Consider the following 19,884-nt stretch of genomic DNA (forward strand, 5'->3'; position numbering starts at 1 on the left):
CTTACCGCACATTAACCAGGCGATATAACTGAATGAGACGTTCTCTTCTAGCTGTAGCTGTTGGCCTCGCGATTACCGCAACCGGTATGAAGCCAGCGTTGGCGGACGAATTCACGGTTGCGGACATAGAGGTCGAAGGCCTGCAGCGGGTATCTGCGGGTTCGGTGTTTTCCGCGTTTCCGATCAACATGGGCGAACAAATTGATGACGCTCGTTTGGCTGCGGCAATCAAAGACCTGTTTCGCACGGGCTTGTTTACGGATATTGAGGTCAGCCGAGACGCTGGCGTATTGATTCTGTCGGTCCGTGAGAGGCCTTCTATTTCGTCCATCGAAATAGAAGGCAACAAAAATATTGAAACCGACATGCTGAAAGATGCTCTGGCAGGTGCCGGCCTTGATGAAGGGCAGGTTTTCCGTCGGGCAACGCTTGAGCGCCTGGAACTTGAAATTCTGCGGTCGTATATCGCACAGGGTCGCTACAACGCTCGAGTGAAAGCCTCGGCCGAAGAGCTACCGCAAAATCGCGTTGCTATCCGTTTGGATATCAATGAGGGTTCTGTTGCGGCCATTCAGAACATCAACATCGTCGGAAACCGTGAATTTGACGATGAGACTTTGACGGACCTCTTTGAGCTTCGCAGTAGCAGTTGGTGGAACTCGCTTACCAACAGCGACAAGTACGCTCGGGAAAAACTCAGTGGTGATCTGGAAACCCTGCGTTCGTTCTATCTGGACCGCGGTTATCTGGATTTCAATGTGGAATCCAGTCAGGTTTCCATCTCTCCGGATAAGCAGCAAGTTTTCATTGCGATGGCGCTCAATGAAGGCTCGCAGTACACCATTTCCGATATTCAGCTGCGCGGCAACCTGATCTTGGAAGAGGAAGAGCTGCGTAAGTTCATTCCTGTGAAAGAAGGCGATGTGTTCTCTCGGGCGCAGATGACCGCTATTTCCGAGGCACTGTCGTTCCGCCTTGGTCGAGAGGGTTATGCCTTTGCCAGCGTGAATGCGGTGCCCGAGCCTAACGATGATCACACCGCGAAGGTCACCTTCTATATCGAACCTGGTAAGCGTGCCTACGTGCGTCGCGTTAATTTCAACGGAAACGTGTCCACCAAAGACGAAGTGCTGCGTCAGGAAATGACCCAGATGGAAGGCGGTGTCGCCTCTTCTGATCGGATTGAGTTCTCGAAAACACGTCTTGAACGCATGGGTTTCTTCCAGACGGTTGATGTTGAAACCGTGCCGGTTCCGGGTTCGGACGATCTGGTGGACGTTAATTACAGCGTTCAAGAGCAGCCAACAGGGAGCTTGTCAGCTTCGGTGGGCTTTTCCCAGAACTCCGGTGTCATCTTGGGAGCTTCGGTTTCTGAGAATAACTTCTTTGGTAGCGGCAAACAGGTCTCGTTCGGTGTGAACTTCAGCGATTCCGTCAAGAGTGCGAATGTCTCCTACACGGACCCCTATTACACCGTCGATGGGGTAAGTCGTGGCTTCAGCCTGTTCGCGAGCGAAACGGATTATGAGGAAGAGGATATTTCATCCTATTTGCTGGATGAATACGGGGCCCGGATGACGTTCGGTTATCCGACTGATTCCATTACTCGTCTAAACTTTGGTGTGGGCGTTACCCGTTCTGACATCAAGGAAGGTGTTTTCTCGTCTGAGGAAGTCGAAACGTTCATTGAAGACGAAGGGGATTCGTTTACCAATTACTTCCTGTTTGGTAGCTGGCGTAGAAGCACGTTGAACCGTGGTGTGCTTCCGACTAAGGGCTACAGTCATTCCCTGTCGCTGGATGTGGCTGTGCCAGCCAGTGACCTCACGTTCTACAAGGCTAGTCATCGGACGAACTTCTATTTCCCGTTGGTAGATACCCATCGTTGGGTTGTGCGGGCTCGAACTGAAGTTGGCTTTGGTGATGGCTACGGTGACCGTTCACAAATGCCGTTCTTCGAACATTTCTATTCGGGCGGTTATGGTTCCGTGAGAGGCTATGAAGCCAACTCTTTGGGCAATAAAGCGACCAACCAGTCCAGCGATTTGTCCGATCCGGATCCGTTTGGCGGTAACCTGTTGACCGAGGCGGGCCTTGAGTTGATTTTCCCAACGCCGTTTGCCGGTGATTCACGGAGCATGCGTACGTCGTTTTTCTTGGATGCAGGTCAGGTGTTCGATACCGATCGCGGTTTTGATCCTGAGTTGACCGAAGTGCGTACGTCGGCGGGTGTGAGCTTCCAGTGGATAACAGCTGTTGGTCCGCTTGCGTTCAGTCTCGCTAAGCCACTGAACGACAAGAGTGGTGACGATACTCAGGTGTTCCAGTTCTCGCTGGGGCAAACATTCTGACGCGTAGTATAAAAACGAAAAAATGAACAAAGGAGAGTTTTGATGAACCGTATTTCAGCGGTACTAGGTGCGCTATTACTGACTTTGTCTTTCCAGGCCGCGGCAGAAACCCGAGTGGGCGTGGTCGATTTGCGTCAGGCATTGTTTGCGTCTAACAACGCGCAGGCGTTCACTAAACAGTTGCAAAAGGACTTTGCAGCCGATGAAAATAAGGTGCGTGAAGTTCAGGAAGCGGCTCGTAAATTGAAAGACCGCCTTGAAAAAGACGGGGCGATGATGAACGACAGCGAGCGTACTAAGCTAGCTGCAGAGTTTCAGGAAAAGGTTCAGGAATTCAGCGCTCTGAAACAGCGTCTTGATTCAACTGTGGCGCAGCGCAAGCAGCAGTTCCTGGAAGCTGCACGCCCTGAGGTCGATGCCGCTGTTAAAGAGCTCGTGGATGAGCACGATTTGGATTTGATTTTGCCGAGCGAAGCGGTTGTACACGTGAAGCCGGAGATGAATCTGACCCCTCAGTTGCTTGAAAAGCTGAACCGCTAAAAAACAGGGCCTCCCCGGTCCCGGTATTTGGAGATCATCATGGCAGAAACATCCTATCGTCTTCAGGAAATTGCTGATGCGTTGGGGGCCAGCCTCCGGGGAGATCCTGACGCCCGGATGTCTGGTATGGCAACCCTGCAGGCAGCAGGTCCTGGTCATATCAGCTTTCTGGCGAACCCATCCTACGGTAAGTATCTGAAAGAGACTCAAGCGGGGGCGGTCATCGTCTCGCCGGCAATGGCCGATGAAGCTCAGACCAATGTCCTCATCTTGGACAATCCGTACATGGGCTATGCTCGTTTGAGCCATTGGTTTGACCGTGCGCCTGTTGCCCAAGCCGGAATTCACCCTACTGCGGTTGTTGATCCCAGCGCCACGATTTCTTCCACCTCCAGTATTGGGCCTCACGTTGTTATTGAGGCAGAGGTTGTGGTCGGTGAACGGGTGGTTGTCGGTGCCGGCTCGGTTGTTGGCGCACGTTCTTGCATCGGAGACCACACGGTACTGAATCCACGTGTGACTTTGGCCCATGATGTTCAGATTGGTCAGCGCTGTAGCATTCTGAGTGGTGCGGTGATCGGGGGTGCCGGCTTCGGCTTTGCGAATGAAAAAGGCGAATGGCACCGCATTGCCCAGTTGGGCGGTGTTGTTCTGGGTGACGATGTCGAAATAGGTGCCAACACCACGATTGATCGGGGTGCGTTGGGGCCCACGGTTATTGGTAATGGGGTCAAACTCGACAACCTGATTCAGGTTGCTCATAACGTGCAAATTGGCGATCACAGTGCCATGGCTGCGATGGTTGCCATCGCGGGTAGCACGCGCATTGGCAAGTACTGTGTCTTCGGTGGTGCTTCAGCGGTAGCCGGACACTTGGAGATTGCAGACCAGGTTCATCTAACAGGGATGAGTATGGTCACCAATGATATCTCGGAATCGGGTGTCTACTCGTCAGGTTTGCCTGCGGACAAAAACCGGCAGTGGCGAAAGAATGCGGTGCGCTTCAGGCAGTTGGATGGCTTGGCGCGACGAATCAAAGAACTCGAAAAGAAATTCAAGGGCTGAGGCCGGTCAAGATGATGAACATTGAAGAGATTCTGGAATATTTGCCACATAGATATCCGTTTATGCTGGTCGACCGGGTAACCGAGGTCGAGAAAAACGTTTTGATCAAAGGCTATAAAAACATATCGTTCAACGAACCGTTCTTCACCGGCCATTTTCCGGATAATCCGATTATGCCTGGCGTGTTGATCGTTGAGGCGATGGCCCAGCTTTCTGGCATTCTCGGATTTGTGACGGTGGGGCGGAAACCCTCAGACGGCGTGATACAATATTTGGCTGGTTCCGATAAGGCTCGTTTTAAACGCCCTGTGCGTCCCGGAGACCGCTTGGAGTTAGAGTCCGAGCTTGTTTCTGCCAAGCGTGGCCTGTGGAAATTTAATTGCCGCGCGTTGGTCGATGGCGACGTTGTGTGTGTGGCAGAAATACTAACCGCTGAGAGAGAAGTTTGATGGCGACAAATGACTGGTCGGGTGTCCATCCTCAAGCGATTGTGGACCCATCAGCCAAGCTGGCGGCCAACGTGACGGTAGGACCCTGGAGTTATATTGGTCCTGATGTGGAGATCGGTGAAAACACCGAGATTCTTTCCCATGTTGTTGTAAAGGGTCCGACGGTTATTGGTAAAAATAACCGTATTTTCCAATTCTCCAGTATCGGAGAAGAGTGTCAGGACAAGAAGTACGCGGGTGAGCCTACAACGCTCGTCATCGGCGACAACAACACCATTCGTGAGAATTGCACCATTCATCGTGGCACCACTCAAGACCGCGGTGAAACTCGCATTGGCAGTGACAATTTATTGATGGCTTATGTGCACGTTGCTCACGATTGTGTCGTGGGTAATGGCACCATTTTAGCGAACTGCGCCACTTTGGCGGGCCATGTCACCGTGGGTGACTGCGCGATTCTTGGTGGCGGCACCATGGTGCACCAGTTCTGCCGCATCGGGCCCCACAGTATGGCGGCCGGTGGCAGTATCGTTCTGAAGGACATTCCCGCGTATGTCATGGCCAGTGGCCAGTCAGCTCAGCCGCACGGTATGAACGTTGAAGGCTTGAAGCGTCGAGGCTTTAGCAAAGAAGACTTGTTGGCGTTGCGACGTGCCTACAAGGTTATTTACCGCAACGGTCTGACCACTGAGCAAGCCTTGGCCGAGCTTGAAAATAGCTATGCAGATGTCCCTGTTATGAAGCCACTGATTGCCTCGCTCCGGGGATCGGATCGCGGCATCATTCGCTGAATTGGCAGGAGACGGTCGGTGACAAACGATTCGGTTGAACCGGTCAGTTTTCGCAAGGTAAGCATTGCCATCATCGCGGGTGAGGCATCTGGGGATATTCTCGGTGCCGGGCTCATTCGTTCACTTCGTTTGCGGTATCCAAATGCCCGCTTTGTTGGCATTGGCGGCGACGAGATGATTGCCGAAGGCTTTCATTCCCTAGTGCCGATGGAGCGGCTTTCGGTTATGGGCCTTGTCGAAGTGTTGGGCCGTATTCGGGAATTGTTCAGTATTCGAGCCCGACTTCTGGATTATTTTTTCACGACACCTCCCGATGTGGTTATTGGCATCGACTCGCCGGATTTCACACTCACGATCGAGCGCCGTTGTCGTGAGGCAGGCATTCCTTCCGTTCATTACGTCAGCCCTTCTGTGTGGGCGTGGCGTCAGAAACGCATTTTTAAAATCGCCAAATCGATAGACCTGATGCTCACGCTGCTTCCCTTCGAGGCGCGTTTTTATGAAGAGCACAATGTGCCTGTCGCCTTCGTGGGCCATCCCCTTGCCGATCGAGTGCCGATGGAGCCTGACACCTTGGCGGCTCGTGAAAGTCTCGGTCTTGATGCCGATAAGCCGGTACTGGCGGTACTGCCCGGTAGTCGGGGTGGGGAAGTCGAACGTTTGGGAACGTTGTTTTTGGAAGCGTCACGTTGGCTGCAAGGTCGCAGACCGGATATCCAGTTGGTCATTCCGTGCGTAAACCGGGACCGCGAGCGGCAAATTCAGAATTTGGTGGAATCGCTTGAGGTCAAACTATCCGTCACCTTGGTACGCGGCCGTTCTCGTGAGGTAATGGCAGCCAGTGATGTGGTGATGCTCGCGTCAGGAACGGCCACGCTGGAAGCCATGCTGCTGAAAAAGCCGATGGTGGTGGGATACCGGCTTAGTAATGTAAGTTTTAAATTGCTCTCACGTTTGGTGAAAGTGTCTTGGGTCGCTTTGCCCAACCTGCTCGCAAAGAAGGAGCTAGTTCCTGAGTTATTGCAGGACGATGCGACGCCTGAAGCGCTGGGGGCTGCCGTGCTAGAACGGCTTGATGATCAGGAAGGTCGCGCACGCCTTAAAGAAGCCTTTACGGAGCTGCACATGACCCTTAAACAGGATGCCGATGAGCGCGCTGCGACAGCGGTATCTAAGTTAATCGAGAGCAAGCGCTGATGGCAGCCAACGAATTGCCGCCGTTCGAGTGTTCCTATCAGGGAAAGCTTTTAGCCGGTGTTGATGAAGTAGGGCGGGGGCCATTGGTGGGCGCTGTAGTGACGGCCGCCGTGATTCTCGATCCGGCACGACCGATCGCCGGGTTGGCAGATTCCAAAAAGCTGACTGAAAAGAAACGGCTGACGCTGTACGACGAAATTATTGAAAAGGCTGCAGCCTGGAATCTCGGCCGCTGCGAGCCGGAAGAGATCGATCGCTTGAACATCTATCAGGCAACCATGCTCGCGATGAAACGAGCGGTAGACGGTTTGGTTATCGCGCCGGAATACGTTTTGGTGGATGGTAATCGTTGCCCAGAATGGAACTGGCCTTCTGAGCCTGTGGTTAAAGGCGATAGCCGGGTCGAGGCAATCAGTGCGGCATCGATTATCGCGAAGGTGACCCGGGATAGGGAGATGGATGAGCTGGAGGATAAATACCCGGGCTTTGGTTTCGCTAAGCATAAAGGTTATCCAACGCCGGTTCACCAGGAAGCCTTGATGCGGCTGGGGGCAACCCCGGAACACCGCCGGTCTTTCCGGCCGGTTCGGCAGGCTATCGAGACGGTCGGTCTGTTTCAGCCGGATAACGGTACAGATGATCTCTTAAGCTACCCAACCGATTTGTTTGAAGATATTGGTTGACGCATCGAGTAGTTCTCTGTAATATTCGCGCCACGTTGATCGGGGTTAGCCCCGAAATAATACGACCAGTTTGATGCGGGGTGGAGCAGTCTGGTAGCTCGTCGGGCTCATAACCCGAAGGTCGTTGGTTCGAATCCAGCCCCCGCTACCATATAAAAGAAAGGCAGATCAGTAACTTACTGGTCTGCCTTTTTTGCGTTTGGGGTGAGGGAATACCCCTGTGACAAATATGTGACGTATTTGCGCCAAAACGTGAAAGCCCCAACTTGGGCTCTTTTCCAAAAGTGACCGCTAGGCCTAGGCTCCTTGCACGGAATCGACAGCGAGAACTCGATGCCTCCGGAGCCATGACCCACTACATGCTTCGCAGATTTCCTTTATTGACTAAGAGTTGGTTTAAAGGATTTTGAGGCCCAGCCAAGAACAGGAGAGTCGTTCCTTGGCAAAGGCTCGCCGCCTGTTACGACCTGATGTGCATCGCCGTATTGAAGCCAGCTGATGGTTTCTGTAGACCCAACAGGCGCTTTGCTGAAGTCACATACGCCCTCAGGGAATACCTCCCGCACTTTTTCCGCAAATGTTTCGCTGTTAAATATGCCGGTAACTGGATTCATTGGGTAGTCGGCTGGATCAACGGGTTTTAGATTGCACTTGTTGTTCATGGTGGTTATATCGTCTCCCGCCACTGTACGTGGAGTGCCAAAACGAGTCTGAACCACCGTCGCCTGAACTTCTCGAATTGCATCAGTGATTGGTGCGAGTGGGTCCAGAATCTGAGAAGGCAAGCCCGCTTCGCCCAAGTTAAGACCGCAGACTTGCCCTGTAACGGCATCTGTTATTTGACCAAGCTCTGCTGGCAGTGGGTTTAAGAGTGACAGGTCTAAGCCCGGCAGAATGGGAGAAGGGAAAACTATGTTGCCAGTGAATGGGATTTTGGGCCCTTCATCAGAAAACAAAGCAGAAACGGAGAGGCAGCGGTCGCGCGCTAGCGCCGGTTTGTTTACGACAATCTTTTCTGGAAGAGGTGTGGACGTGTCATCACTTTCGATTTGCGATAGCCAGTTATCCATGACGAGTAAGGCTTCTGTCGTGAAGATGGTGTCTCCAGCGATAGGAAAAGCACCGTACCAGATAGCTTGGTTTCGTGCGTGACCATGGGTCGTCTCAAGCCGCGCTCTTACCTGCCATGAGTGAAATGCATCATGGGCAAATCCGGGGTCGGGGCCGCGGAGGTCAATGATGGGCACGGTGTTAAGGTGTTCTGTGGTATTGATCGCTCCGGTTCGGTAAGCATTGGTTATAGCTATCAGGTCGCCCTGGGTTCGCTCGTCCTGATAGTTAATATCGACATCGAAGCCGCCAATATCTCTGTTTAGCTTCAGGAATTGGTCACCGGTTATCGTGCCTGCTTGAAGAGCGCCGAGGCCGTACTGTACGCCTACGTTATCGAGCGGAATACCGGTGAAACCATGACCCAATAGTTTCTCGTTGTCAGACCAAGCCTCAGGAGGGCGCTCGCCAAATTGGTTGCGCATATAGTCGATGAGGCCACAGCGCAGCCCATCAGGGCGTTCTGTGGGGTGGTATACCGGGGTTGAATCGTTCAGCCCCGGACAGCTTTCTTGATCAGGATCGGCTGACGGGAAGAAGGCGAGGTCAGAAACCACAGGATTGATGGGGAGATGCCCGTAAATTGCGGGCCACTGAAGTGCGATAATGTTGGGGGTCAAAAGGCCTTCGAAGAACTCAAGAAAACCTTCTGGCTCAGAGGGCATCTGTAGACCGAAATACTCGTTGAGAAGGTTGTAATCGGCGAACTGAACGGCGGTTGTCCAAACGTCAGGGTAGGAGCACTGTACGATCAGCCCTTGATAGATGCCTGGGTAAGCGTTGGCAACGTGTTGCTGTGCGATGGCCCCACCTGAACACCCTGTTCCAATGGTGTATCGCAGTGGGCCATATTGTTCTATTACGTGCTCTTTTGACATGACCAGTGATTCGGCAGCTGTCACAAGGTTGGCATTGTGGCCTAGGTTGGCTTGAGCAGTAGACAGGGTTACAAATCCTCTAGCCAGCGCTGCGGTGATGCTGTCTCCTAAAAGGAGCTCCATCCCCTCGGGAGCGGTACCGGCTATGTCACCGTTGGGTGGGTTGCCCATGCTGTAACTCACCCCAACATTGCCGCCGTGGTGAATTAATAGCTTTCCATTCCACTGAGGCTGTGGTTCAAGCGCGTTCCATTCCATCTCGGGTTGGAACAGAGACATAACCTGATATCGATCCCGGTTAATAACTCCTTGTTCAACGCGCACGATGAAAGGGACTACTTCTCCAGTCTCGGTCGTTGTGGTTGCAATCTTGTCGGGTGCCGGCGGATTCTCGGGATCATAGGCCAAATATGTGCTTGGTAATCCCGGATTTTCAGGGTCAAAGCCCTCCGACCATTTGGTCAGCTCAGACTTAGGCACATACTTGAAGGAGTATGTTGGTGCTTGATTGCACTGACTGTCTACCGCGTTCGGATTATTGCAGCTCCAAGGTGAGACCTGCGGCCCTGAAAAGATAGGGCCACCTAAGGGGTGGTTGGTAATGGTTGTGTCCAAGACGCTTTGGTCTGCAAATACAACTTCAACTTTATTTTCTCCAACCTTCAGGCCATCGATTATTCCATTCCATTCCGTCAGTGAGGTTGAGAAAGGAATGCTCTGAGTGATCTCACCGTTAATCCGGATGCGCCCGGGTAGTCCTTCCGCTGTGGTGATACGGACAAGCGCATTGCCACCGCTGATCAGATCTTTGCGATTAGAAAGTACTTCGATTGAACCGTTAGCGGATGTAATGACTGTCGATGGTTTTGTTGAATCATTTTCGGTTGTGGCGGATGCGGCCTTCGACCCATCTGAATCGCCACCGCAGGCGGACAGTAAAACTGTGGAACTGAGGATTGCCGTAGCTAAAAGAGTCCTGTTGGGGCCCATTTTTATACTCTCTTGTTATTTATGGGGTTTAAAAGGGGCGCTGATTCGCGCTCGCCCAGAAAGCATCGATGGTTTGTTTTTGTGTATAATTTTTGATCGACGAATAGCAAGATATCTGGCTGTGCGTTTTGTGATCTGTGGCTGGCTTTTAGATCTTGAGGTTATTTGGGCCATTGACCTGGTGGAATATTCATGGAGTTCCAGTTTGAGCCCGGGGCGATTAGGAGAGTGGTTTGTATGTGTATTTGTCTCCTGTGTCCCGTAACAAAGTGCCCAAAAAAATGCGGGATTGCGTAGAGCATATTCAAGCTAGCATAGCCTCGGCCGATCAAATCTCCGGACCAATAAAATCCGGAACTATGCCCGATGCTTCTAAGCAGGCGTTCACATCCAGACCTTGAAGCGCACCATGGGCGGTTACCAGCATGGTACTTATGCCTGAATTGCGCCCGCCGAGGATATCCGTGTGCAGGGTATCCCCCACCATAAGCAATCTGGACGTGGGTATGTGAGCCAGCCGTTTTTTGGCCGCATCGAACGCGTTGTTGAAGGGTTTGCCGAAGAACACTGCATCGAGGCCGATAGCGTCTATCAGGTGGTGGGCGAAATGGCCCGGCTCCAGCGACAGGCCAGTCTCCCGTGGCGCCACCAGATCGGGGTTTGCCACCCAGACAGGCCGAGGTCGGCGATGCAGGCTGTCGACCAGGCCTTGCTGCAGTTCTTCGGTCCATCCCTGGGCGCTTAACATCAATATGGCATCGGCGTTATCGAGTCTGTCGCGATTGGCTGTTACCGTGAGGTCGGCAATGATAAAACTGCGGCAGGGCAGTTGGTCGGCGTGTGCCCATGCAGGTGCCATAATGGCCCATGTGCGCTCCGGTTCGGATGTCAGAGCATCGTTTACCAGCATGCGACTGGAAATTAATTGGTCTGGTGTGATGGGAAAGCCGAGGTTGCGGTATTTCTGCACCAGCTCCTGTTGGGGAGCCGAGGCGGCATTGGATAGCACCAAACAGTGCTTGCCCATCGATTGCAGATCGTGGAGCCGCGCGACGGCCGTAGGCAAGGCAATGTTGCCTGCATTGAGCACACCGAAGGCATCGAAGATAAAGCCGTCGAAACGATCGGTAATAGCCGCCAGCGATGGCACCCGCTGTGGCCTAACCGTGGTTGCAACCGGCTTTGGAAGCCGCGAGCGAATGCGTTGATAAGCCTCAAAGGCCCAGAGCGTTGAAGGTGTCATAGACTATTCCTGCTGGCGGTAGTGTCGTTTTAGAGCACTGCGCGCCGAACTTTAGCCGACACCCACTCGGAAACAACCACCGTGGCCAGTATAACGAGGAATATCACCGTTACCTGGTTCCAGGCTAAAGTGCTCAAGGACGATTGAAGTTGCAGGCCCAGACCACCTGCACCGACTAGCCCGAGAATGGTGGATTCGCGTATGTTGATATCCCAGCGGAACACTGAAATACCCCAGAACGCCGGCAGGATCTGCGGAATAATCGCATAATCAATCACCTGGGCCTCGGAGGCACCTGTTGCCCGCACGGCTTCTACCTGACTTTCATCGATCTCTTCAATGGCCTCGTACAGAAGCTTGGCGACGAAGCCAATGGAGCGCAGACCTATCGCGACAATGCCGGCCAAAAGCCCCGGGCCGATGATTGCGACTAGCAGTAGGGCCCAGATAAGCGAGTTGATCGAGCGTGAGGTCACGATGATCAGCAGGGCCAACGGACGTACAAATTGGCGGCTAGGGGTCGTGTTGCCAGCGGCCAGGAAGGCCACGGGTATTGCGATGATTACTCCGATCAGCGTGCCCAGGGTGGCAATGTTCAGTGTGTCCCACAGCGGCTGCCAGAGTTGATTGAGGTAGCCCCAACGCGGCGGAAGCATGCGACCGCCGATATCCGATGCCTGCCGGGGTGCGTCCGCGACAAAGGCCCAGATGGTGTCTTCGGTCATCAGGTTCCAGCAGAACACTGCCAGTGCCACCAGCCAGAACCAGCCGACCCAACGTAGCATGTGTTGTCTTGGGGTGCGGAACTGCCAGCTTTGTGTGTCTGTTCTGGACGTCATTGTACCCACCGTCGGATGTAGGATGAGGAGTATTCCACCACTAGTACAATAGCGATGATGATGATGAGAATGGCGCCAGCCGAATCGTACTCGTAGCGATCAATAGCCGTGTTCAACGTGGCTCCCACACCGCCGGCACCGACGATACCGATCACCGACGACTCCCGAAAATTGATGTCCAGCCGATACAGAGACAGGCCGATCAGGCGGGGCATCACCTGGGGCTGGACGGCATAGTTAACGACTTGCCACCAACCCGCGCCGGTCGCACGAATGGCTTCTATCTGGGCGCTGTCACAGTCCTCGATGTCTTCCGCCAGCAGCTTGGAAAGAAACCCGATAGAGGCAAACGTCAGTGTAAGGAACCCAGCAAAGGGCCCGAATCCGAACATGGCGACCAGCAGGATCGCGATGATGATTTCCTGAAATGAGCGCGACAGCGTAATGATGCCACGGCAGAACATATACACCGGCGCCGGGGCCAGATTGCGGGCGGCACCTATGCCGATCGGCACCGAGACCAATACGCCGGCCACGGTGGAGGTCAGAGTCATGGTCAGACTTTCGACCAGCCCGGCCTGGATATCCCGCCAGCGGGAGCTGAAATCCGGCGTCAGAAATCCTTGAATGAACTTCCAGCCGCGCTCAAGACCTTCATAAACCCGAAACCAGTCGACCTCCACGGAGCTGATCGCCAGAATCAGATAGACCGCACTGCCTAACAGAATCGTCCAGCGCCAACGGGGGTCTTTCAGCAATACCGGAGGCCGCTTCCAGGTCCTCGAAGAAGTGACTTCACTGGTCATGATTTCTCCAGTACTTTGGCGTTGCTGAAAAGGGCTTCGTCATCCTGTGGCTCATTACTCTGTTGCACCTGGTCCCAGTCCTCTGCGCCGTAAATACGGGTCAGAGCGTCATGGGTCAAGGCTGACGCCGGGCCGTCAAACACCACCTGGCCAGCCTGCAATCCGATGATCCGGTCAGCAAAGTTTTGTGCCAGTACCACATCGTGAATATTGATGATGGCGGGTAGGTTCATTTCCCGGCAGACGCTTTGAATCAGGCGCATGATCTGGCGCGAGGTTTTCGGGTCGAGTGACGCGGTGGGTTCGTCGGCCAGCAACAGTTCTGGGTTTTGCTCCAATGCCCGGGCAATGCCCACACGTTGGCGCTGACCGCCGGAGAGTTCATCTGCCCGTTTGTTGTAGTGATCACCCAGCCCGACCCGCTCCAGGAAGCTGAAGGCCTGATCGATGTCGGTCTGCGGGTACCGACGCAGGAAAGACCTCCAGCCGGTGACATAACCCAGGCGGCCCGACAACACGTTCTCCATTACTGTAAGGCGCTCAACCAGCGCATATTCCTGAAAAATCATGCCGATACGCCGGCGAGCCTGGCGTAAAGCCCGGCCATTGAGTTTGGTCAGTTCTGTTTCGCCGAGGTAAATGTTGCCGGAGCTGGGTTCAACCAGACGGTTGATACACCGGATCAGGCTCGACTTGCCCGCGCCAGAGGGGCCAATCAGGCCGACAACCTGGCCAGCAGGCACCGAGAAACTGACATCGGTCAGTGCTCGGTCGCCGGTTTTGTAGGTTTTTGATAAGGCTTTGAGTTCAAGCACAGTTTGTTGCCATGTCTGGTAATGATAAATCAGCGGGTTGGCCACATCTCGCGACATGGTCAATCCGCTGACGAGGGTTTGCGCTCTGAGCGTTTAGCGGCAGCTGTAAACCACGCCGTTGGCATCATCGATCTTACGAATGACTTCCCAGTGTTCCTGGAAAGTAATCGGGATGAACTGCGCTTCACCTGACTTGGAGAACTCCTCTTCCAGGGAAGTGCCTTCCCAGTCGAAGGAGAAAAACGCCTGCTGGATCTTGTCCTGCAGTTCTGGCGACAGGTTGTGCGCGACGCCGTACCCTGTGGTAGGGAAGGTCTGAGACTTGTACAGCGACACGATCTGATCGTCGCTGACGACGTCCCGGTTTAGCATCCGTGACATAACGGAGTTTGCGACAGCAGCGGCGTCATAGTCCTTGTTGGCGACGCCAAGGACGGAGTTATCGTGTTTGCCGGAAAACACAGGGGTGAAATCCCTGTTTGGCACAAGATCATAATCGGCTTTCAGGATTGCAGACGGTGCTTTGAAGCCTGAGTTCGAGGTTTCGGACGTGAACGCCAGTTCGCGGCCTTTCAGTCCCTCAACCTCGGTAATTCCAGAGTCGGGATGGGTGATGATTTCCATCTCGTAGCCGAATGACCCATCAGCGGAAGCCATAATGGTGAAAGGGCGGAAGCCGCCACAGGCTACGGCAATCGGGTTGGAGCCGGTATTGAAACCGGCAATATGGAGGCGGCCGGCGCGCATGGCTTCAATTTGCGCAGCGTTGGACTGAACCGGGAAAAACTGAACTTTTTTGCCGGTTTGCTCTGACAGGTGGTCGAGAAAGTCGGACCATGCCTCGGCATATACTGAGGGGTCTTCCACTGGAGTGTAAGCAAAAATCAGGGTGGATGGGTCGACCTGCTCAGACTTGGGAGGAATGTCCGCAATCAGGTCACCGTCCTGATCACTGTATCGGGAGTCCAGTTTGAATGCGCCCTGTGCGAGCATAGGTGTCATCAGGGCTGCGCACGTTATTGTCATCAGCTTATTCATATTTGCGTCCTTGGGTTGTGAAACTATCATCGGCCGGATACTAAATAGAGATTGTGATGGTTACGTTACAGCGACAAGGTTCTGGAAACTGGGCGGTTATTTCTGAGTAACTGCAGAGCATGGTTGGCTTTTCGATTCACCCGCCTTATACGGGGATGGTTAATGGAATGCCTCCCAAGCATGCATTGAGCGGCGTGGCCTGATATCTGTGGTTGATGTGAGCTTTCATTCGATGGTTTGACTTATTCCCGAAACAGTTTCGTCACTTTCCGTACGTACGCTGCTATCTCGTTTCAAGCAGCAACGGAGAGTAAAGCATGGACAAGCAGTTCTTTTACGTGATGATGCTGGCGGCAGTCGCCGGTCTCGCGGGGTGTAACAGCGACTCAAGCAGCAGTGGTGACGACGGCGCAGATTCATCGATAACCAATCCAGAACCGGCTCCTATTCCGGAACCAGAGCCAGAGCCGGAACCGGAACCCAATCCTGAGGTGCTGTTGGAGGAAGACTTTGAGGCCCTGACCGAAGGTGAATTGCCTGAAGGTTGGGTAGCCATGAGCGGCACCGAGGATATGTTTTACACCAACAACGGCAGCTTGTTCGTGGACGGTCGGGGAGACAACTACAACCCGGTCAGCCTAAAATTGCCCGAGACGCTTCAAGAGAAAAGCAACTACCGCATTGACGTTGTGTTTACGATTCCGGAAGCAAATACCGAGACCCGTTGGGTCGGTTTCCAGTATCGCGTAGGGATGGGTGTCGAGCCTTATTATCAAATGGCGATTCGCCAGAACGCGACCGCTGAAAACGGTACCGAGCACGCCCTACGTAACCAGGGCGATTGGACCGTCGTGGACAAGCAGCGATATTCAGAAACGATTGCACCGGATCAGCTGTATACCGCCACAATCGTTGTCCATGAGGATCGGGTCCAGCACTTCATGAATGGGACGTTGATGCAGGATTCTGAATTGGACAGCCAATTTTCCCAAGGGGGCGTGGCTTTCCAAGCGGCTGGTAGTCTTCTCCGAGTTGATGAAGTAACGGTGACCGAGCAATTGACACCACTGCTGCCATTATCTCCTATGGCTGATGTGGCAGAGCTGGAGACTGGGGCTTCTATGGCTCCGAGTATTGCTTTAGCCGCGCCGACCCTTTCTGAACTGGCACTTGAGCCATCCCTCCCGATCTTTTTACAGCTCGACGATCAGTTGATGCTGACGACCGAGGACGGTGGCAGTTTGGGCTATTTGGACAGCCTTGTTGAAAATGAGCAGTTCAAAGCGTTGCCGATGCTTTATGTGACGTCACAGGCCGCAGTGGATGCGCTGGTTCCCGTGGTTGAGAAGCATCAACTCGTCGACATCACGTTGGTATCTGACAGCCCAGAGCTTTTGCGGGATGCACGGGTAAAAATGCCGATGATCCGCGCGGCAATGGACTTCACTGATGCGGGCCTGACGGCGGCTCCGACAGATCTTTTAAGTATTACGCAGGAAACCAATCGGGCCAAAGCTAAAATTGCGATACTGCCGGCGCCTCTGCTGGAAAAAACAGCTGTGGCCTACCTACAGAACCGCCTGGTATCTGTTTGGGGCAAGCTGGTAGCGCCAACCAACGAACAAACCACCGACGCGCTTCTGGCCGGTGTGAACGGCCTGGTGACAGATTCTCCCGAACAGGCCCGAGAGTTCCTGGCTAAGCTGCCGGAAAACACGCTACTGAGAAAACCGCTGATAATCGGTCACCGAGGGGTGCCATCATTGGTGGCAGAAAATACCTTGGCTGGCGCTTTGAAAGCTGCTGAATTGGGAGCGGATGCAGTTGAATCAGACATCTACCTCACCAAGGACAACCATATTGTTGTAATACATGACGGCACCGTGGATCGGACCACTGACGGCACAGGGCCGGTTGAGGACAAAACGCTGGATGAATTGAAAGCGCTGACCGTCGAAGGTGCGCACACTATACCGACGATGGACGAGTTCTTTACTGCCTTGAAAGATAAAGAGGTGGTTCATTTCATCGAGATAAAGAGCAGCAAGCTTGAGATAGTTGAGCACTTGAAGCAGGCGATCGATCGCAACGACGTTTGGGACCAAGTCATCGTAATTTCATTCAATTCTGATCAGTTACTGAAGTTGCAAGAAGTGATGCCCGGTGTTTCTGGTGGGTTCCTGGCCGGCTTTGTTACCGACAGTAATATGACGAAAAACTTACGTCAGATCCTGAAATCGACCCAGTTGTATTCATCTACTTTTAACCCTTATTACAAATACTTGTCACCTTCGGTGATGGAAGCTTCCAAACACCGTGGCACAACGTTCTGGCCCTGGACGTTCCGGGATCAACCCGAAGCAGAAAGCTACTACGTTGCAGGCACTCATGGGCTGACGACGGATTACGCCCAGTGGTTTAGCGATTACCCCGTGAGCGTTGATCCGGTGGCGAGTGACATCAGTGCGGCATCAAATGTTGGCGTGACAGCGGATGTGACCCTGACCTCACAGCTGGGTGTAACCGAGACGGTTGAAACGAACCGCTTCATCGTGCTGGCCAGCACAGCCGATTACACCAACGATGGTGCTTCGCTAATGTTTACCGAAGCTGGCACGGCTACTGTTTTGCCGGTGTATGAGTACACGTTGGATAATGCGGCCGCTTATCGCGTAATTGGTGAACGTTTGGCAGTAACCATTAACTAAAATGAGTCTTGGGTAACTCCAAGCATTTTGACTACCTTTAAGGCACTGGGCGTAAGCTCCGTGCCTTTTTGTTGGTTTGCCGAAACTTTATGTGCACAACGACTATTTCAACGGTTGAGGCTGTGGCGCAAGTGACCCATCCCGCCTTCGCCGTTCAAATATAATGCTGACTGAGTGTCAGGGGCCCACATTACCGTGAACCGGTTTGGTGTCAGTGAACTTTTCGGACGACTATTGATTGATGGGAATGGCCGCCAATAGTTTTGCTTGAGTGCCGTCAGTGAAAAATTGAGAGGTTCCTCCAAGTTCAGAAGATCTGACTGAAATGTTATTCAGCCCTCGCCCTCGCATTAGTTTTTTGTCTTGTACGGTATCGCTAGCGCCATCGTTGACAATTTCAAGCGTGATATTCTCTTCGGTGGCTTGAGTATGGATCCGTATCCATGTGGGGCATGCATGCTCAAGCGCATTGTTGGTTGCCTCCGACAGAATATGCCCTAGGTTGATGACATGCCGAGTCGGGATTTCTAAAGAGTCATCCTCGAGCTCTTGTTCCCAGCACAATTTCACCTTTGTATTGATTAAGATTTCTTCTACCTCGGCTCGCATGTCTTCTAGAGCGATGGCCAGGTCCTGGAACGAATTGCCATCGAGAATTCGCATGCTTTCCCTTAGCCCTTTTAGGGCTTTTCGAGCAGGGTCTTCAATAGATCTGGATGGCGCGCGTCGGAGCAGTGTCATTAGGTGGCCCCCCACATTATCGTGAAGATCTCTGACAATTCTGTCGCGCTCGCGCTGAATCGCGGCTTGTTCTGCTTCATGCACCGTCAGAATCCGCTTGGCAATGGTTAGAAGGCTATCTAAATGGATCGCATCGTTTTTGGAAAATAGCCTGCGCCCACGGTTAGGGAAAGACAGGTATACGGCGCCTTCGGTACAGAGTAGTGGCGCGATAATAGTGGAGCCGTTATCGAGCAGTTGGATTGATGCAGTCTTTTTGCTGGTGATTTTGACTTTGATTGGCTGGTAGGCCTCATCCAGCAAGTGTACCCAAAATTGGTCTGTGTGCTGGGATGGCATCGCTTGAGCAATGCGCTCAACCTGCTCGGCTAGCTGGGGGCTTTTATTTGGCTGCAGGTTTACTAGCACCCGTTGGCGTAGAGGGAAATAAATCCAGCCCACGGCAACTACGGCGATACCCATCGCAATTTTGGGCTGTATTTCAATTAAGGTTACGAGGCCTATATCGAACAGTACAACGGATAATCCACCTAAAAACCAAGCCCAAACAGCGAGCCACCAACGGTCTACATCAAAGAGTCGATATCGGACAATGCCAAATGCAAATCCGATGTAAAGCAAACTAGCGGTTCCGACCATGGCCCATTGTGGAACAATGGCCTGCTTTTGAAGGGCTAAAGGGACAAAGTAAATAGCCAAGCCTATGCCCATAATTAAGAAAATGGACAGTAGCATCCACTTAAGAGCTGCTCTGTCTAATGGTGTATCGGCGGACATTCGCCACTGGATAATAGCGACAAATACCCCCGCCAGGTACAGGGCAAATACTGGTAAATAGTATGTGTGGAAAGGCCACTCAATCCATTGGAAACTTTCGTTGGCCTGATAGAAAATCAGGAGCGGAATTAAGTAGATAATAGGGGAGAGCCGAGTGACCCTTCTTGGGTAATAGGCCATCAATGCAAGAAGGCTGAAGAGCATGATGGAGAGCCCAAAATGGTTTGCTCGAGAGTAAATTAGAAATACGTCTTGAGGCAGCGCTAACTCTCTGGCCTTATAAATACTGTTGAAAAAAGTGGCCGTAAAGAATCCCGCGCCAGACGAGCATAAAAGTTTGGCAGCTGCTTCACGTGGCTGTATCGCCCAAACAACCAAGCTGATATTCCAGACGATTACCCCAAACAGGTTGAATAGCCAAAATTCATGTCCGAGGCTTGAGATTGGGCGGGATTGCAAAACCGATAATTTTGCAGTGTTTCCTGTGTTTGTAGTGATGATGACTTCTGGTTGTTCGAGAATGGCGGAGATAGTGTTCTCCCGCGCAAGTAATGCGTTGTGGCCGGCGTAATGGGCAAAGCTAGGTGGCTCTGTTCGCAGCTGAAACCCGTGCAGGCTAACGGAGGCTTTTGTGTTGGGAGAACTGATGCTCAGCAAGTGATCGCCGACGCTGAGTTCCCCGACCGTTGCAGAACGATAGAGTTTTTCAACCACGGGGAGCTGTCGGCTTTCGTCATACGCTAGCTGCAAGCCAAGCCATGGAGATTGGCTAGAAATATAGGCCGCAAGAGTGACCAGCAGTAGTGATGCCAGAAACCCCGTGAAAACGACTGGCATAGGGGGAATTGAGTGATTTAGCATGG

15 protein-coding genes and 1 tRNA gene are annotated in these 19,884 nt (G+C 52.9%); 9 read left to right on the plus strand and 7 right to left on the minus strand.

Annotation, left to right across the window (positions count from 1 at the left end; all coding sequences use genetic code 11):
* Window positions 1-32: 32 nt before the first annotated feature.
* From bamA to VOI14_RS14255, 8 genes are all read left to right on the plus strand, one after another.
* Complete coding sequence (gene bamA / locus VOI14_RS14220; protein WP_323752704.1) at window positions 33-2,351, plus strand: outer membrane protein assembly factor BamA; 2,319 nt, start codon at window positions 33-35, stop codon at window positions 2,349-2,351.
* 42 nt (window positions 2,352-2,393) lie between these two features.
* Window positions 2,394-2,891 carry an OmpH family outer membrane protein gene (locus tag VOI14_RS14225; protein ID WP_323752705.1) on the plus strand — a complete coding sequence of 166 codons (498 nt, stop codon included), beginning with the start codon at window positions 2,394-2,396 and terminating at the stop codon, window positions 2,889-2,891.
* A 39-nt stretch (window positions 2,892-2,930) separates the two neighbouring features.
* Window positions 2,931-3,956, plus strand: coding sequence for a UDP-3-O-(3-hydroxymyristoyl)glucosamine N-acyltransferase (gene lpxD / locus VOI14_RS14230; protein WP_323752706.1), 1,026 nt, complete (start codon window positions 2,931-2,933; stop codon window positions 3,954-3,956).
* A gap of 11 nt (window positions 3,957-3,967) precedes the next feature.
* On the plus strand, window positions 3,968-4,405 hold the full coding sequence (fabZ, locus tag VOI14_RS14235) for a 3-hydroxyacyl-ACP dehydratase FabZ (protein WP_323752707.1): 438 nt from the start codon (window positions 3,968-3,970) through the stop codon (window positions 4,403-4,405).
* Window positions 4,405-5,196: an acyl-ACP--UDP-N-acetylglucosamine O-acyltransferase gene (gene lpxA, locus VOI14_RS14240; RefSeq protein ID WP_323752708.1), complete on the plus strand. Its 792-nt coding sequence runs from the start codon at window positions 4,405-4,407 to the stop codon at window positions 5,194-5,196. Before fabZ ends, lpxA begins: the two co-directional genes overlap by 1 nt.
* Before the next feature lie 18 nt (window positions 5,197-5,214).
* Entirely contained in the window at window positions 5,215-6,393 is a 1,179-nt protein-coding gene (lpxB, locus tag VOI14_RS14245) for a lipid-A-disaccharide synthase (RefSeq protein ID WP_323752709.1), read from the plus strand.
* A complete protein-coding gene (gene rnhB / locus VOI14_RS14250) occupies window positions 6,393-7,076 on the plus strand; it encodes a ribonuclease HII (RefSeq protein WP_323752710.1) in 684 nt (227 codons plus the stop codon). The genes lpxB and rnhB overlap by 1 nt, the downstream gene beginning before the upstream one ends.
* A gap of 74 nt (window positions 7,077-7,150) precedes the next feature.
* Window positions 7,151-7,227: transfer RNA gene (locus VOI14_RS14255), tRNA-Met, on the plus strand.
* Window positions 7,228-7,453: 226 nt separating this feature from the next.
* Here VOI14_RS14255 and VOI14_RS14260 read toward each other — a convergent pair.
* From VOI14_RS14260 to phnD, 6 genes are all read right to left on the minus strand, one after another.
* The gene (locus VOI14_RS14260) at window positions 7,454-10,054 is read right to left on the minus strand and encodes a DUF6351 family protein (RefSeq protein WP_323752711.1); all 2,601 of its coding nucleotides are present in this window, start codon (window positions 10,052-10,054) and stop codon (window positions 7,454-7,456) included.
* Between the two features lie 328 nt (window positions 10,055-10,382).
* Window positions 10,383-11,297 carry an HAD-IIA family hydrolase gene (locus tag VOI14_RS14265; protein ID WP_323752712.1) on the minus strand — a complete coding sequence of 305 codons (915 nt, stop codon included), beginning with the start codon at window positions 11,295-11,297 and terminating at the stop codon, window positions 10,383-10,385.
* Between the two features lie 29 nt (window positions 11,298-11,326).
* Entirely contained in the window at window positions 11,327-12,082 is a 756-nt protein-coding gene (gene phnE / locus VOI14_RS14270; protein ID WP_323752713.1) for a phosphonate ABC transporter, permease protein PhnE, read from the minus strand.
* 50 nt (window positions 12,083-12,132) lie between these two features.
* Window positions 12,133-12,942 (minus strand): phosphonate ABC transporter, permease protein PhnE, encoded by an 810-nt coding sequence (gene phnE, locus VOI14_RS14275; RefSeq protein WP_323752714.1) that lies wholly within the window; start codon window positions 12,940-12,942, stop codon window positions 12,133-12,135.
* Complete coding sequence (phnC, locus tag VOI14_RS14280; RefSeq protein WP_323752715.1) at window positions 12,939-13,814, minus strand: phosphonate ABC transporter ATP-binding protein; 876 nt, start codon at window positions 13,812-13,814, stop codon at window positions 12,939-12,941. The genes phnE (VOI14_RS14275) and phnC overlap by 4 nt, the downstream gene beginning before the upstream one ends.
* A gap of 36 nt (window positions 13,815-13,850) precedes the next feature.
* Window positions 13,851-14,795: a phosphate/phosphite/phosphonate ABC transporter substrate-binding protein gene (gene phnD, locus VOI14_RS14285; protein WP_323752716.1), complete on the minus strand. Its 945-nt coding sequence runs from the start codon at window positions 14,793-14,795 to the stop codon at window positions 13,851-13,853.
* 317 nt (window positions 14,796-15,112) lie between these two features.
* Between phnD and VOI14_RS14290 the strand changes: the two genes are divergently transcribed.
* Window positions 15,113-17,503 carry a glycerophosphodiester phosphodiesterase family protein gene (locus VOI14_RS14290; protein WP_323752717.1) on the plus strand — a complete coding sequence of 797 codons (2,391 nt, stop codon included), beginning with the start codon at window positions 15,113-15,115 and terminating at the stop codon, window positions 17,501-17,503.
* A gap of 231 nt (window positions 17,504-17,734) precedes the next feature.
* Here VOI14_RS14290 and VOI14_RS14295 read toward each other — a convergent pair whose 3' ends face one another.
* On the minus strand, window positions 17,735-19,882 hold the full coding sequence (locus VOI14_RS14295) for a hypothetical protein (protein ID WP_323752718.1): 2,148 nt from the start codon (window positions 19,880-19,882) through the stop codon (window positions 17,735-17,737).
* Window positions 19,883-19,884 lie beyond the last annotated feature (2 nt).

Origin of the sequence: Marinobacter sp., from assembly GCF_034669625.1 — a bacterium.
In the GTDB taxonomy this organism is placed as follows: domain Bacteria; phylum Pseudomonadota; class Gammaproteobacteria; order Pseudomonadales; family Oleiphilaceae; genus Marinobacter.